Origin of the sequence: Bartonella sp. CM86QHHN (genome assembly GCF_042194695.1) — a bacterium.
Taxonomy (GTDB): domain Bacteria; phylum Pseudomonadota; class Alphaproteobacteria; order Rhizobiales; family Rhizobiaceae; genus Bartonella.
The window spans coordinates 256,830-272,404 of sequence record NZ_JBHIND010000060.1; the positions used below are offsets into that span (position 1 = coordinate 256,830).

Below are 15,575 nucleotides of genomic sequence, written 5' to 3' on the forward strand. Positions count from 1 at the left end.
ATGTATGATGGTGTCAGTTTTCTTCTTCATAAGTGTGAAGATGTCCCTTATAGATTTATATTATTCACGGGGGCTGTTATACCATTCATAGGCGCTATCGTGAAATGGGCTCGAGTGCATTGAAAGATGTCTCTTTAAAATGAGTATAAAGGCTATACAAGTGTATTTTGTTTGGTGTGTTTTGTTCTTCCTGAGGGGAGTAGCTCTATTGAAGAGTGTAAAAACAAAAGCATGAGATAATGCGTCATCATTATTTAAAAGATATTTTTATGAATGCGTTTGAAAGGTGTAAAGCTGAATTATAAGGAGATGATAGATTTTTATCACGATTTCTTTATATTCTTTCCAATTCCAGAAATTACGCAAACAGATAGATGCAATATGCTAACCAAATCTGGCATACAAAAATCTGGAACAGTTTGTGTCATACTGAAGCGTTTTGATATTTGTCTCAAACGTGGACTTGCACAGGGATTAGATGTTGATTAACAGGTAATAAAAAACAAAGGCTTTATGAAAAAGTTTATGCAGAGCTTTTAATTTTGTGCTTCAAATGCCGCAGTACAAGATATTTTTCTCTTTTGAATATTAAAGCTCTTGTTTTTATAATGAAGTTACAGCACAACAAGCAAAATGGAATTATTTGAGGGGAAAAAAAATAATGCCTTCTTACCGTTCAAGAATATCAACCAACGGGCGTAATATGGCAGGAGCCCGCGGACTTTGGCGTGCAACAGGGATGAAAGATACTGATTTTGGTAAACCCATTATTGCGATTGCGAATTCTTTTACACAATTTGTACCAGGGCATGTTCATTTAAAAGATCTTGGGCAATTAGTCGCACAACAGATAGCAGTTGCCGGTGGTGTTGCGAAAGAATTTAATACCATTGCTGTAGATGATGGAATTGCGATGGGGCACGATGGAATGCTCTATTCGTTGCCCTCACGTGAAATCATTGCTGATTCTGTAGAGTATATGGTTAATGCACACTGTGCAGATGCACTTATTTGTATTTCTAATTGTGACAAAATTACGCCTGGTATGTTAATGGCTGCTTTACGGTTGAATATTCCGACAATCTTTGTTTCAGGCGGTCCTATGGAAGCAGGTAAGATTAAATGGAAGGATCAAGATCTAACGGTTGATTTGGTCGATGCCATGGTTGCAGCAGCTTCAGAACAAAATTCAGAAGAAGAAGTTGCTGAAATGGAGCGTGCTGCTTGTCCTACATGTGGTTCTTGTTCAGGAATGTTTACGGCCAATTCTATGAATTGCTTAACGGAAGCATTGGGGCTTTCTCTTCCCGGAAATGGATCAATGTTAGCAACACATGCAGATCGACGAATGCTTTTTGAAGAAGCTGGAAAACAGATTGTTGCATTGGTTAAACGTTATTATGAAGAAGATGATGAAACAGTTTTGCCGCGCTCTATTGCTTCACGCAAGGCTTTTGAAAATGCAATGACCGTTGATATTGCCATGGGGGGATCAACCAATACAGTACTGCATCTTTTAGCCGCAGCGCAAGAAGGTGAGGTGGATTTTACCATGACGGATATTGATCATCTTTCACGTTGTGTTCCTGTTTTATGTAAGGTTGCTCCTGCTGTTGCAAATGTACATATGGAAGATGTTCATCGCGCTGGTGGTATTATGGGGCTTTTAGGTGAACTGGATGCGGCAGGACTCATTGATACATCAACTTATACGGTTCACGCAAAAACAATGAAAGAAGCTCTTTACCGCTGGGATGTAAAGCAAACTAATGAGCCAACAGTTCATGCATTTTATCGTGCCGCTCCAGGTGGTATTCCAACACAGACAGCTTTTAGTCAATCTTGTCGCTATGAGACCCTTGACCTTGATCGTGAAAAAGGTGTGATTCGCGATAGGGAACACGCATATTCACAAGATGGAGGATTGGCAGTTCTTTATGGGAATCTTGCAAAAGATGGCTGCATTGTAAAAACAGCAGGCGTTGATCAATCAATTTTAACTTTTAAAGGTCCGGCAAGAATTTTTGAAAGCCAAGATTCAGCTGTTTCAGCTATATTAACTGATAAGATTAAAACAGGTGAAATTGTTTTAATCCGTTATGAAGGCCCACGTGGTGGACCTGGAATGCAAGAAATGCTTTATCCAACGAGTTATCTCAAATCTAAAGGATTAGGCAAGGTTTGTGCACTTGTTACAGATGGACGTTTTTCAGGGGGAAGTTCAGGGCTCTCAATAGGACATATTTCACCAGAAGCTGCTGAAGGAGGAGAAATTGCGTTGGTGGAAGAGGGGGATATCATAGAAATTGATATTCCAAATCGTAGAATTCATATGTTGGTGGATGACGTTGAGATGAACCAGCGCCGTTCTAAGATGGAAGCAAAAGGAAAAGGCGCTTGGCAACCGATTGAGAAGCGTCAGCGTAAAGTTTCAAAGGCTCTCAAAGCCTATGCAGCGATGACCACATCTGCTGCAAAGGGTGCAGTACGTAATATTTGATGAGTTGAATAGAGATAGTGCTCTGATTTTTTGCATCTTTTGCACGATATTCTAAGCTAATTATTTTATGAGTTTATGAACTTATCAGAATATTTCGAGTCATGATGAGTATGATTAAAAAGCTATCAATACAACTAAAAACTGCGGTAGATTGCTTATTTTAGCAGCTATGTAAGACAGATACAGTATAATTACTTTTCATATCATATTCCAATCTTATATGAGATTATGATTTCTTATTACTCATAATTTATGAAAGATATTTATTGTACTGGTGGCATTATCTTGTTGTACCGTAAAAACACTGTCATTTAGAGCTGTGATATACGGCATCTTCCTTAAATATTAAGTGTGTTTTTAGTGTGTGGTGAATATTCTTAGACTTGTTTGTAAAGCTTTGAGTTTAAGAGAAGCACATGATTAGGAAGTCAAGGAAAATCCGTTAGAAGCTGGACTATTTGCAGACTTGATTCGAATGAAAATCCTTATCCATTAAGGTGTGGGAAGGAGTTGAAGGATGTTTATGAAAATAAAGTACAGCTGTGATATATCTGATTATATGTTTCATATGAAAACAGTAAAAGAGCTCTTTATAACTTAAAATGTGAAGAAAATGCGAGACCCATTATCCATGAATTTATTATGCAAAATGGGATGGTATTTCAACACCAACAGCTTTAAACTAGAAATGTTGCTATGATAACAATAATATCGATCATGAAAAAGCATAATTCACTAAATATGGCGTATTTGCAAGGTGGAGGAGATTTCATGACAATCTTTACAAAAAACGACTATCTTGTAAAAATAGTCGATATTGACCAATTTTGTGTATACGGGCCAATATTGATCTAAGGAAATATGAAATATAATGCATAGGGTTTTGCCTATAGGCAATTACACTTATCAAAATATATTATGTAGAAAAGCGATGGGAATACGATAAATAACTGTTTATGCTGTGGTATATCAAAAATGGTTACGTTATCTCCTATTAAGAAGGTTTTTTAATAAAAAATAACATCTGTTTTCTATAAAGGGTTACTCTTTTCAAGCTGTTTGAGGTGGTAAATTGCTTCTAAAGCTTGTTTAGGAGAGAGTTCATCGGGATGGATATTTTTTAAAGCTTCGTGAAGAACACAATGTTTGTTTCTTTCTTCATTGACGGGAGATGTTGCTTTAAGAGAAAAGAGAGGTAAATCATCAATGAGTTTATGTCCTTTTCCAGCCATTTCGCCTTGTTCTAATTGATGGAGTACATCTGTTGCTCGTGTAATAACGGCTGGGGGAAGTCCAGCAAGCTTTGCGACTTGTACACCATAGGAACGGTCAGCGGCTCCTGGTGTGACCTCATGAAGAAAAACTACATCACCATCCCAATTTTTGACTTTCATGGTTACATTATGCAGTCTGTCAAGTTTTTCGGTAAGTGCAGTCATTTCATGAAAATGGGTAGCAAGAATAGCACGACAATGGTTAACTTCATGGAGATATTCAACAGCAGCCCAAGCAATAGAAAGTCCATCAAAGGTTGATGTTCCACGTCCTATTTCATCAAGAATAACAAGGGAATGGTGGCTAGCATGATTGAGAATCGTTGCTGTTTCAACCATTTCCATCATAAAGGTTGAGCGCCCTCGTGCAAGATCATCGGAAGCCCCAACGCGACTAAATAGGCGATCAACGACACCAATATGTGCTGAAGTTGCTGGAACGAAGGACCCCATTTGCGCCATAATAGCAATAAGAGCATTTTGCCGCAAAAAAGTTGATTTTCCTCCCATATTAGGCCCTGTCAACAGCCAGATTGCTGCATATTGCTGATTTTCTTGCACAGAGAGATCACAATTATTGGCAATAAAAGGTTCTGCTGCTTGTTTGCGGAGTGCTTGCTCAACGACAGGATGGCGTCCTGCTGTAATATGAAAGGTAAGTGAAAGATCAATTTTAGGGCGGCAATATCCTTGTTCTTCAGCAAGATATGCTAAAGCGACAGAGACATCTAAAATAGCAAGTGCTTCAGAGGCTTTACGAATAAAATCAACTTGTTCGGTAATTTCATGAACGAGAATATCAAAAATCTCTAGTTCAAGTGTCAATGCGTGATTGGCAGCATGGGCAATACGGCTTTCAAGGTCAGCGAGCTCTGTTGTCGTAAAACGCATAGCGTTTGCCATTGTTTGCCGATGAATAAAACGTGCTTTAGCTTGTGGATTATTTGTAAGGGAAGATGCTTGTGTGCTGGTTACTTCAATGAAATAACCTAGAATATTATTATGCTTTATTTTAAGCGTCTTAATATCTGTTTCTTGGGCATATTGCGCTTGAAGCTCAGCAATGACACGGCGAGATTCATCACGTAAAGCACGCATTTCATCGAGCTCTTTATGATAATTAGAACGAATAAAACCACCATCACGTTTAAGGAGTGGGAGATCATCAGCTAATGCTTGTTCTAAATGAAAGTATAACGCTGTGGGTAATTTTGAGAACCCCTGTTGTACATCACTTATTTCTTGAGGCAGAAGCTCATTATCAAGAAGTTGATGCAATTCACGAATGATTTCAAAGCCACGCTGGATTGTCGCCATATCACGGGGACCTCCTCGTCCAAGAGCCAAACGTGAAACGGCGCGGGGCATATCTGGTCCCCCCTTTAAAATAAGCTTTATCGCTTCTGCAAGAGAAGGATTACGTAGAAAAAAATCGATAGAATCCAAACGCGTATCAATAGCTGAAGGAGTGGTGAGGGGAGCAATAAGGCGGTCAATAAGAAGGCGTGATCCTCCTCCTGTTACAGTGCGATCAATAGCTTTTAATAAACTTCCATCCCGTTGACCTGATGTCGTTCGAATAAGTTCAAGGCTTAATCTGGTTGCGGCATCAATAAAAAGAGTTGCACTTTCATTTTGGCGTTCAGGCTGCATGAGGGGAGGGCGATGCGTGATTTGTGTTTTTTCGATATAACGAATAGCAGCTACAATTGCAGAGAGTTCACAGCGTGAATAATCGGCAACGCCTTCAAGAGTTGAGAGTTTAAAATAATTGCAAATATCGCGTTCAGCGGTGAGTGCATCAAAGAGACAAGCAGGTTGAGGTGAAACGATACGATCAAGAACACTAAAAAGTGACTTGTGAGATTTATCATGAAAAAATGAATCAGAAACAATGATTTCTTGTGGATCCACACGCATAATATCTGCTAAAAGTTTTTCTTGGCGGCTCTCTGTTACACGAAATATGCCTGTTGAGATATCAATCCAAGAAAGAGCAAAATCCTCTCCATCATTGGTTTTTATACGGGAAAGTGTCATCAAATAATTTGCGCGTGTTGGATCAAGGAGTTTTTCTTCTGTTATTGTTCCAGGTGTTACAAGACGAACAACATCACGCCGAACAACAGATTTTGAGCCACGTTTTTTTGCTTCAGCAGGATCTTCTATTTGTTCACAAACAGCAACTCGGTAACCACAAGCAATCAGTTTTTGTAAGTAATCATCTGCAGCATGAACGGGAACACCACACATAGGAATATCTTGTCCTAAATGTTTTCCGCGTGCTGTGAGTGTGATTCCTAAAGCCTGAGCAGCTTCAATCGCATCATTAAAAAATAATTCATAAAAATCCCCCATTCGGTAAAAGAGAAGGGAATCATGATGGACGGCTTTGATTTCTATGTACTGCTCCATCATAGGTGTAAGACGTTCTTGAGAGGAAGCAGATGGGGAGGCAGGCTGTGGAATTAAATTATTTTTATGATTGTTTTTTTTATCCATTTGTACGAGGCCTGTTTCCTTTAAGTGAAGTTTTTACTCTTTTTTGTTTACTTCAATATCTATTTATCTCTAAATTGCAACGCATCATCAGATTTGCTAAGGCAAGCATAGCGATTTCTAATATATGAATCAAATTTAATGACTATACGCATTATCAAGCAAAATTTACACTGTTTTTGGAGAAAATAAAGTGAGATGAAAAAGAGCGAGCAGGATCAGAAAATGTCTCAAACTGTTTACAGTGCGAGCGAAAGAGAAGCTCTAGATTTTCATAGTCGTGGTCGACCAGGAAAGCTTGAGATTATTGCAACAAAGTCTATGGCAACACAGCATGATTTAGCACTTGCTTATTCACCAGGTGTTGCAGTTCCAGTTAAGGCAATTGCTCAAAATCCAGCGCTAGCTTATGATTATACAGCAAAAGGTAATCTTGTTGCTGTTATTTCAAATGGAACCGCTATTTTAGGGTTAGGCAACTTAGGGGCACTTGCCTCTAAGCCGGTCATGGAAGGCAAAGCAGTGTTGTTTAAGCGTTTTGCGGATATTGATTCCATTGATTTAGAAATTGATATAAACGATACAGAAAGTTTTATCAATTTGGTGCGCCATTTAGAACCTTCTTTTGGTGGAATTAATCTTGAAGACATTAAGGCGCCAGAGTGCTTTATGATTGAAAGCCGCCTACGCGAGGTGATGAATATACCTGTTTTTCACGATGATCAACACGGTACAGCGATTATTGTTGCTGCGGGTGTTCTCAATGCTTTGACTTTAACAGGGCGCGATATGCAAAATACGCGGTTAGTCTGTAATGGTGCTGGTTCTGCAGGGATTGCTTGTATTGAATTGATTAAAGCGATGGGCTTTCGTTCCGAAAATATCATATTATGTGACACAAAGGGTGTGGTCTATGAAGGCCGCAAAGAGGGAATGAATCAGTGGAAATCTGCGCATGCTATTCAAACAGATAAACGTACGCTTATGGAAGCAATGGAAGGTGCAGATATATTTTTTGGGGTTTCTGCTAAAGGTGCTCTTACTCCTGAAATGGTAAGATCCATGGCACCCCAGCCGATTATTTTTGCTATGGCTAATCCCGATCCAGAAATTACGCCGGAAGAGGTTATGCAAGTGCGTCATGATGCCATTGTCGCAACAGGACGTTCCGATTATCCGAATCAGATTAATAATGTTCTTTGTTTTCCTTATATATTTCGTGGTGCGCTTGATGTGCGTGCAAGAGTTATTAATGAAGACATGAAGATTGCTGCGGCAAAGGCTCTTGCTAATTTAGCGCATGAAGAAGTGCCTGACAGCGTTGCAGAAGCTTATTATGGAAAGCGATTAAAGTTTGGTCCTAACTATATCATCCCTGTTCCTTTTGATCCGCGTTTATTTACGGTTGTTTCAATAGCGGTAGCAAAAGCAGCAATGGAAAGCGGTGTTGCGCAAAAGAACATAGATGATTTAGAGGCCTATGAGCGCGATTTGAATGCGAGACGTGATCCTACTTCCTCGATGATGCGTGGGGTTTATAACCATGTTCGTCAAGCGCCAAAACAAATTGTCTTTGCAGAAGGTGAAGAAGAGCAAGTTATGCGGGCAGCCGTTTCCTATGTTCATCAAAAATTAGGACAAGCAATTTTGGTTGGTCGTGAAGAGCAAGTAAGAGAAGCGGCTGTTATCGCTGGAATTGATCTGGAGCGTGAAGGTATTTCTATTATGAATGCTAAGCTTTCTTGCCATACAGATGCTTATGCGAATTATCTTTATAAAAAAATGCAGCGTCAAGGTTGGCTGTTGCGTGATTGTCATCGTCGTATCAATAATGATCGCAATTATTTTGCTGCGTGTATGGTGGCACTAGGAGATGCTGATGCAATGGTTACAGGGGTGACACGCAATTATGAAACAGCGTTGATCGATATACGTCGTGCAATTGATGAAAAACCAAAAGAACGATTGATTGGTATTTCAATGGCTATTTGCCGTGGACGAATTGTGTTTATTACGGATACAGCCGTTTATGAAAATCCTAATGCTGAAGAACTTGCGGATATAGCTGAACAAGCAGCTTCATTTGTGCGAGGATTTGGATATCAACCACGGGTAGCATTTTTAGCATTTTCTACATTTAGTTATATGAAAGGGCAGACGACGCAGCAAATTCAGGATGCGATTAATATTTTGCATGAACGCAAAGTTGATTTTGAGTTTGATGGAGAAATGAGTGCTGATGTGGCACTCAATTCCAAATTGATGCAGCAATATCCATTTATGGGATTAACGGAGCCTGCTAACATTTTGGTTATGCCTGGATATCACGCATCTTCCATTGCAAGCAAAATGTTACAAGAACTCGGTGAAGCAACCATCATTGGTCCTATTTTAATTGGATTGGAAAAATCTGTCCAAATTGTACCGTTTAGTGGGAGCGATACAGATGTTGTCAATATTGCAATGCTTGCAGCTTATCATGCCGCAAAAGTCGTCTAAAGGAAAAAAAGCCCCTAATATACCAATAATATATCAAGGGGCTTTTTGATAGCAAAAAAAATAAATTTTTTAAGAGGGCTGTATTTGATTGTCTTTTTGCTCTTCAGAAAGACGCTTTTGGAAGAGTGCTGCAAAATCAATAGGATCAATCCACAAAGGTGGAAAACCACCACTTTGAGTAGCATCAGATATAATTTGGCGAGCAAATGGAAATAAAAGACGGGGACATTCAATAAAGACCAGTGGCATAACATGTTCTTGTGGAATGTTTTTAAGGTGGAAAACACCACCGTAAATAAGTTCTACATGAAATAAGGTTTCAGTTTCATCATTGGCTTTGACGGAGAGAGACAAAACGACATCATAATTGTCATCACCAATTGGGTTAGCATTGACGTTAATATTGATATCAATTTGTGGTGATTTTTCACGTGCACGCAATGAACGAGGAGCACTAGGGTTTTCGAATGATAAATCTTTTAAATATTGAGTTAATACAGCAAAAACCGGCTCTCCACCACTGTTATTCATTTCACCTTCGGCCATACGACAAACCTCTCTCATTATAATATGTATATTTATTTTAGATCTAAAGACCAGATTGGTTATCACGCCTTGCAAAAGGTTGCAAGAAATGCGCTCTTTATCTTGAATATTTTTTTAGTTTGTTACAGATTTTTTAGGCATTTCAATGGTTATCATCATTTTTGCGCCATGGAGATTCTGTCGTATCATGAATTGTGTAATCTTCTGCTTTAAGATCAATTATTTTTTCAGAGTTATTTTTTCTTTTAGTATTGGGATTCATTTTGTTTTTTAATGATGCAAAGAAATGCCAAGCAACAGAGCGAATTGGTTTAATAAGAAGTAATATTCCCAAGAAATCACTTACAAAGCCGGGAAGAATAAGTAAAATTGCACTAAACATGATGAAAGCATCATTAATAATATTATTCTCTAATGTGCGTCCTTGGATAAGTTCATTTTGTATATTTTTTAAAAGGCTAATCCCTTGAATTCGCAATAAAACAACCCCAACTATGGTTGTGAGAATAACCAAACTCAAGGTTGCCAAAATACCAATTTCTTGACCAACAAAGATAAAACCAGCAATCTCGATTAAAAGAATGCAAAGAAAGATAACAACAAAAAAACGAGGATTTATAGAATAAAGTTTTATCACATGAAAGTTTCCTTCTAGATGAGTAGGGGGGAGAAATTCTTAAGAGAACTCCGTTTAAATACAAAATCTATAAAAATATTTGAATGATAAGATTCCTTATTTTACATATTTATTGATAAATGGTATTGACTGCAATGTTTATTAGAGACTTAAGCTTTGGAGATTGACAGCGCCTATGGAATTTGACGTTATACTTGTCATAGCTCTTGTTGTTATGGTTGTTATTTTTGTGCAACTCCGTAATGTATTAGGGAAACGAATTGGGTTTGAAAAGCCACCCTTTGATCCTTATTCACGACGTTCTAAAAAACAAGTTGAAGCAGAAACGGCTGATAATATTGTTTCGTTCCCTCATCAGAAAAATTCACAAAAAGACGACTTTAGTGAAATTGATAAAATTTCACCGGAGGGGAGTGTTTTGAATAAAAATTTGCGGGAATTTCATAGAATTGATCCTCATTTTTCTCCTCAACTTTTTATAAAAGGTGCACAAATTGCGTATGAAATGATTGTAACAGCTTTTGCCAAAGGTGATCGCAATCAACTTAAAAGCTTGCTTTGTCAGGATGTTTTTGAGAGCTTTTGTATAGCTATTGAGCAACGAGAAAAAAATAAAGAAAGAATAGAATTCACTTTTGTTGGAATTAATAAGGCCGAATTTGTTGCGGCGGCAATACAAGAAAAAGATGAACTTTTAACGATACGTATTGTCAGTGAGATGATTTCTGTTACTTATAATGAACAGGGCGAGCGTATAGACGGTGATCCTGATGCTATTGTAGAAATCAGGGATATTTGGACTTTTGTTCGCAATAGTTTATCGTCAGATCCCAACTGGAAGCTTTTTGCTACAGAAAATGAAAATTAAAATACTTTTTGTTTTTCTTCCATAAGCATTCAATGATTTATGAGAAATTAAAATGTCCTCAAGTAAATGGAGACAAAAAAGAGATTTATTGGCTTCACAAGATCGTCTTTTATGGGAGATGGTTTGTCGTACGATAACACCGCTTCACGGTAAGATGCTCTCTTCTGCTTCAGAAACTATTGCAAATATTAATGATAAAAAACAGCCTGTAACTCAAATCTCCTCATTGTCTCAGGAAAATCAACAACCCTCGACAATTATTAAAAGAGAAAAGAGGTCAGTTACACAAGCACAAAAGATTCATTTTTTTGATCATGTTGCATATCGTAAAATTTCCCAAGGTCGTTGTCCTCTTGAGGCGCGTCTTGATCTCCATGGTTATATGCAGGAAGAAGCTTATTTTTTCTTAAAAAAATTTCTACAGTCCTCTCAGCAGAGAGGATTGCGTTATGTCCTTGTGATTACAGGAAAAGGACGATCCGTTGGGAGCGATGGAGCTTTGTATAGATTTGTTCCGTATTGGTTATCAACACCAGCTTTTCGATATTATGTCCACGCGTTTGAGCAAGCAGCGCGTCAGCATGGCGGAGAAGGTGCGCTTTATGTTTGGTTGCGCCGTTTTGTGTCGGGAGAAGGAAAGTGATGTTATTGTGGTCGCTCTAGATTTTATATTTATTTATACTTATAATTTATTGTTTTTGTATATTTCGTAAGAGCCTTGAATACAATATTCCCTTCTTTATAATTTTTTATAAAAAATTATAAAGATATTATTTTACATTCTACGTATTGCTTCACGCTTTTGTTTATCGCATTCTTTAACGGGGCACATCCCTCACGCAAAACAGAATGACATTGAATTGCATGTATTCACAGGCTTGTTTTAAAGAAACATCTCTCAACGCTCCCAAGCCTATTTTGCGACGGCATCCGTGAAGAGTATAATGATAAATCCATGAAGCACCCCCTATCTTTATACTTAATAAAAGGGCAATCTGGCATCATCGTACACTTTGCCATCTCCCAATGTTGCAACAACCCTTTAAGTCCTTGGCACTTGAAAGCATTTATAAGAGGCATGCCTTTCTTTAAGTGTTTTTAACTCTCCACAGTTCTCATCTCGCTCGTGACGCCCAAACAAAAGATTTTGATTGATTCAATATAAGAGGACTTAAAATGAGAGAGATATAAATGGATCTCATTCAGGTTGCAAAGCGATAAATTATTTTTATAAACCACAGCATTACTCTATGTAAATACACGAAGAATAAAAACATGAGAAATTGAGAAACTAGCTTATTCAAAAGATGTCACTATGGATAGTGTTAAAAGCAGTACAACTAAATTAAAGAAAATTATGAAAATAAACAGGAATATAACTTTACAACACACAGCTGCGCAATAGCACCAAAGGATACAGTTTCGTTGAATAGTTTCATGAAGAAATTTTTTCATTTATTAAAAGCTCCATTAAATTTCTTTCTCATAATAATTCGATAATTAAAATTTAATAGCGAAGCGCAGAAGGCGTAGAATACGAGATTCAATTGAGGATATTACACTCTTATCCGACGTCTTTCAGATATTGGTTGAAATGCTAGCTTAGCATGAAAGGCACAATAAGGGCTGTTTTCATCAGAATCTGCACCACAAAAATGAAAATCTGCTGATAATGGATCGCCAACCGGCCATCTACATGTATTTTCACTCAATTGTAGAAGATTAAGTTGACGTGATATAGGCACAACTACATTGGATTTTGTGGACATATCAACTTCTTTTACATCTTCCACTACAAATTCTGTCTTTAAAGCGGTTTCTTCAATACTTACAGCTGATGTGTTTATTGGCGATACCGTGGATGTGTTGCGACGCACACGTGGAGATGATGGATTGCTGCTTCCCACGGGAGTTTTTTGCGCACGCGTGCTTCCTTGTGCTGTCTTACCACGTCCTGGTAACTTTAATCGATGTACTTTGCCGATGACTGCATTTCTGCTGACCCCACCTAATTGAGCAGCAATTTGACTTGCACTTAACCCTTCACTCCAAAGCTTTTTAAGAAGCTCAACGCGTTCACATGTCCAACCCATACCAGCACTCCATTCCGATTACGTCACTAAGATGCTTTCCCCCGTTGCATCTTCAAATGTTTAAATAATGTTTTCATTACGCTGAATGAAAGAACTTTACACTCTACGTGAGCATAAAAAAATCATCCAACCTGTGGATTTACAAATCAAAACACATCATCTTGCTTATTATATTGTAAATTACAATATGCACTCACTCTATGACAAGAGTCTTTACCTCTTGAAGAGTTTATTTAGAATGTTTTCCCCAACTTGCAAATCAATCATAGGTTAAACTTTCACTTTTGTTTAAGGCTTTTTCCCAAAATGCTTATTTGTAGAACCTTCATTGACTTTTTTTCAATTGGTGTAATGATCTATTCTATAGGTGTAATCATTAATCGTAATGAAATGTTGAAAGCACCGTAACGAAATATACCATGCTGTTTTATTTGTAGTGTTGCTTTGTATATATATATATTGAAAAGACTAAAATATAAAGGAAATTATGATGGACACCATCTCTATACAATCACTTTATGAATGCTTCGCACGACGAAATTTGCATTTTGAACAAGGGCATGGTGTATGGCTTATTTCCGATAAAGGAGAACATTATCTTGATTTCACATCTGGTATTGCTGTTAACGCATTAGGGTATTCACATCCAAAATTGGTTGATACGCTCAAAATACAAGCTGAAAAACTTTGGCATATTTCTAATATTTTTCAATCTCCTGAACAGGCATCTTTTGCCACGCGGCTTTGTGCAAATAGTTTTGCGGATAAGGTTTTTTTCTGCAATTCAGGTACTGAAGCATTGGAGTGCGCATTCAAAACGGCACGCCATTATTACTATGCTGCTGGTCATTCAGAACGCATTGAAATAATTACTTTTGAAGGGGCATTTCATGGACGTACACTTGCTGCACTTGCTGCGACTGGGTATGAAAAATATCTTGAAGGCTTTGGACCTAAAGCTGGTGGATTTATTCAAGTACCTTTTTGTGATGAAGTCGCTTTGCGTAACGCTATTAATAAAAATACCGCCGCTATTCTTATTGAACCTATTCAAGGAGAAGGAGGAATACGAACGGTTTCTCATGAATATTTAAGATTTTTGCGCAAAATATGCGATGATAATGGTCTGTTATTGATTTTAGATGAAGTTCAAACAGGCATGGGACGAACAGGAAAGCTTTTTGCTTATGAATGGAGTGATATCACGCCTGATATTCTTACCCTCGCAAAAGGATTAGGAGGGGGATTTCCATTAGGTGCTTGCCTTGCAACGGATAAAGTTGCAAAAAGTATGACACCTGGGACCCATGGATCAACCTTTGGAGGCAATTTGCTTGGAATGGCTGTAGGAAATAGTATTCTTGATATTTTGTTAGAGCCAAGTTTTCTCAACCATGTTCAGCGTATGGGGGATAAATTAAAAAATGGACTTTTGCACATTCTCAATATCTATCCTGATATTATCTGCGCAGTTCAGGGGATGGGGCTTATGATGGGTATTCAGTGTGTTGTGCCTTCAAATCTTGTTGTTAATGCGTTGGAAAGTGAATATCTCTTAAGTGTTGCTGCCAACAATAACGTTGTGCGCTTATTGCCTCCTCTTATTATCAAGGAAGAAGAAATAGATGAAAGTTTGCGTCGTATTGAAAAAGCAATTTCTTATCTTTCGCAAATAAATAAGGAAAGACAAATATCACACACATGACAAATGCTCTTCGTCATTTCACGGATTTATCCATTTTAACGCCAGCAATGGCACGTGCATTAATCGATTATGCAAAAATCCTTAAAGCATCTTTTAAAGCAGGAAAAGGTTCAAAACCTTTTATAGGCAAAACACTCGCGATGATTTTTGAAAAACCATCCACACGAACTCGTATTTCATTCGATATTAGTATGCGCCAGCTTGGGGGAGACACAATTATGCTTACGGGCTCAGAGATGCAGCTTGGTCATAGTGAAACCATAGCTGACACGGCACGCGTTTTATCCCGTTTTGTAGATATTGTGATATTGCGAACAACAAAACATCAACGTATGCTCGAATTAGCACAATATGCACAAATTCCTGTCATTAATGCTCTTACAGATGATACACATCCTTGTCAAATTCTAGCAGATATCTTAACCTATGAAGAACATCGAGGGCCTATTACGGGTAAAATATTTGCATGGATGGGAGATGGTAATAATGTGCTCCATTCCTTAATTGAAGCCGCAGCTCTTTTTGATTTTCATTTGCGTATTGCTACTCCAAAGGGCAATGAACCACAGGAAAAATTTATAGATTGGGCACGGGAGCGGGGAGCGCATCTTACGATAACCCATAATCCCCAAGAAGCGGCTCAAGATGCTGATTGTATTATGACCGATACATGGGTCTCCATGGGACAAGAGTTTCGTGCTCGCAGTCATTCTATTTTTCAGTCTTATCAAGTCAATGAAGCTCTCATGAAATTAGCAAAACCGGATGCTCTTTTTATGCATTGTCTTCCTGCTCATCGTGGTGAAGAAGTGGTTGATTCTGTGATTGATGGACCGCACTCCGTTGTCTTCGATGAGGCTGAAAATCGTCTTCATGCTCAAAAAGCAATTCTTTCTTGGTGTTTACAAGATGCATTTTTCTCTCCACAATAGCCTCCCTACAACAAATTATATA

The 15,575-nt window shown here is 38.1% G+C and carries 10 protein-coding genes and 1 pseudogene; 6 read left to right on the forward strand and 5 right to left on the reverse strand.

The features are described 5' to 3' along the window. The first annotated feature begins 661 nt into the window (after positions 1 to 661). Complete coding sequence (gene ilvD / locus ACFIKX_RS06910; protein ID WP_375628456.1) at positions 662 to 2,500, forward strand: dihydroxy-acid dehydratase; 1,839 nt, start codon at positions 662 to 664, stop codon at positions 2,498 to 2,500. A gap of 1,031 nt (positions 2,501 to 3,531) precedes the next feature. On the opposite strand, the gene mutS is transcribed toward ilvD, so the two are convergent. Further along, entirely contained in the window at positions 3,532 to 6,276 is a 2,745-nt protein-coding gene (gene mutS / locus ACFIKX_RS06915) for a DNA mismatch repair protein MutS (protein ID WP_375628454.1), read from the reverse strand. Positions 6,277 to 6,471: 195 nt separating this feature from the next. Between mutS and ACFIKX_RS06920 the strand changes: the two genes are divergently transcribed. Continuing rightward, entirely contained in the window at positions 6,472 to 8,772 is a 2,301-nt protein-coding gene (locus tag ACFIKX_RS06920) for an NADP-dependent malic enzyme (RefSeq protein WP_375628453.1), read from the forward strand. Positions 8,773 to 8,841: 69 nt separating this feature from the next. Here the strand turns inward: ACFIKX_RS06920 and secB are convergent, their stop codons facing one another. Then, the gene (gene secB, locus ACFIKX_RS06925) at positions 8,842 to 9,318 is read right to left on the reverse strand and encodes a protein-export chaperone SecB (protein ID WP_375628452.1); all 477 of its coding nucleotides are present in this window, start codon (positions 9,316 to 9,318) and stop codon (positions 8,842 to 8,844) included. A gap of 142 nt (positions 9,319 to 9,460) precedes the next feature. Further along, positions 9,461 to 9,955, reverse strand: coding sequence for an FxsA family protein (locus tag ACFIKX_RS06930; RefSeq protein WP_375628450.1), 495 nt, complete (start codon positions 9,953 to 9,955; stop codon positions 9,461 to 9,463). Positions 9,956 to 10,130: 175 nt separating this feature from the next. On the opposite strand from ACFIKX_RS06930, the gene ACFIKX_RS06935 reads away from it, so the two are divergent. Next, positions 10,131 to 10,823 (forward strand): Tim44/TimA family putative adaptor protein, encoded by a 693-nt coding sequence (locus ACFIKX_RS06935; protein ID WP_375611419.1) that lies wholly within the window; start codon positions 10,131 to 10,133, stop codon positions 10,821 to 10,823. Between the two features lie 52 nt (positions 10,824 to 10,875). Beyond that, positions 10,876 to 11,466, forward strand: coding sequence for a Smr/MutS family protein (locus tag ACFIKX_RS06940; protein ID WP_375611420.1), 591 nt, complete (start codon positions 10,876 to 10,878; stop codon positions 11,464 to 11,466). A 135-nt stretch (positions 11,467 to 11,601) separates the two neighbouring features. Here ACFIKX_RS06940 and ACFIKX_RS06945 read toward each other — a convergent pair. Both ACFIKX_RS06945 and ACFIKX_RS06950 read right to left on the reverse strand, forming a co-directional pair. Continuing rightward, positions 11,602 to 11,850: pseudogene (locus ACFIKX_RS06945) on the reverse strand (Arm DNA-binding domain-containing protein); the annotation flags it as partial. Between the two features lie 529 nt (positions 11,851 to 12,379). Then, positions 12,380 to 12,916 carry a GcrA family cell cycle regulator gene (locus ACFIKX_RS06950; protein WP_375628448.1) on the reverse strand — a complete coding sequence of 179 codons (537 nt, stop codon included), beginning with the start codon at positions 12,914 to 12,916 and terminating at the stop codon, positions 12,380 to 12,382. 490 nt (positions 12,917 to 13,406) lie between these two features. Between ACFIKX_RS06950 and ACFIKX_RS06955 the strand changes: the two genes are divergently transcribed. Both ACFIKX_RS06955 and argF read left to right on the forward strand, forming a co-directional pair. Then, positions 13,407 to 14,621 (forward strand): aspartate aminotransferase family protein, encoded by a 1,215-nt coding sequence (locus tag ACFIKX_RS06955; protein WP_375628446.1) that lies wholly within the window; start codon positions 13,407 to 13,409, stop codon positions 14,619 to 14,621. Then, positions 14,618 to 15,553, forward strand: a complete 936-nt coding sequence (argF, locus tag ACFIKX_RS06960) for an ornithine carbamoyltransferase (RefSeq protein WP_375628445.1) — start codon at positions 14,618 to 14,620, stop codon at positions 15,551 to 15,553. The genes ACFIKX_RS06955 and argF overlap by 4 nt, the downstream gene beginning before the upstream one ends. Positions 15,554 to 15,575 lie beyond the last annotated feature (22 nt).

What these genes read in the sequence shown, in the direction of transcription:
- secB (WP_375628452.1), bottom strand. Translation starts at nt 9,318, where the DNA reads ATGGCCGAAGGTGAAATGAATAACAGTGGTGGAGAGCCGGTTTTTGCT.
- ilvD (WP_375628456.1), top strand. Translation starts at nt 662, where the DNA reads ATGCCTTCTTACCGTTCAAGAATATCAACCAACGGGCGTAATATGGCA.
- argF (WP_375628445.1), top strand. Translation starts at nt 14,618, where the DNA reads ATGACAAATGCTCTTCGTCATTTCACGGATTTATCCATTTTAACGCCA.
- ACFIKX_RS06940 (WP_375611420.1), top strand. Translation starts at nt 10,876, where the DNA reads ATGTCCTCAAGTAAATGGAGACAAAAAAGAGATTTATTGGCTTCACAA.
- ACFIKX_RS06955 (WP_375628446.1), top strand. Translation starts at nt 13,407, where the DNA reads ATGGACACCATCTCTATACAATCACTTTATGAATGCTTCGCACGACGA.
- mutS (WP_375628454.1), bottom strand. Translation starts at nt 6,276, where the DNA reads ATGGATAAAAAAAACAATCATAAAAATAATTTAATTCCACAGCCTGCC.
- ACFIKX_RS06950 (WP_375628448.1), bottom strand. Translation starts at nt 12,916, where the DNA reads ATGGGTTGGACATGTGAACGCGTTGAGCTTCTTAAAAAGCTTTGGAGT.
- ACFIKX_RS06935 (WP_375611419.1), top strand. Translation starts at nt 10,131, where the DNA reads ATGGAATTTGACGTTATACTTGTCATAGCTCTTGTTGTTATGGTTGTT.
- ACFIKX_RS06920 (WP_375628453.1), top strand. Translation starts at nt 6,472, where the DNA reads ATGAAAAAGAGCGAGCAGGATCAGAAAATGTCTCAAACTGTTTACAGT.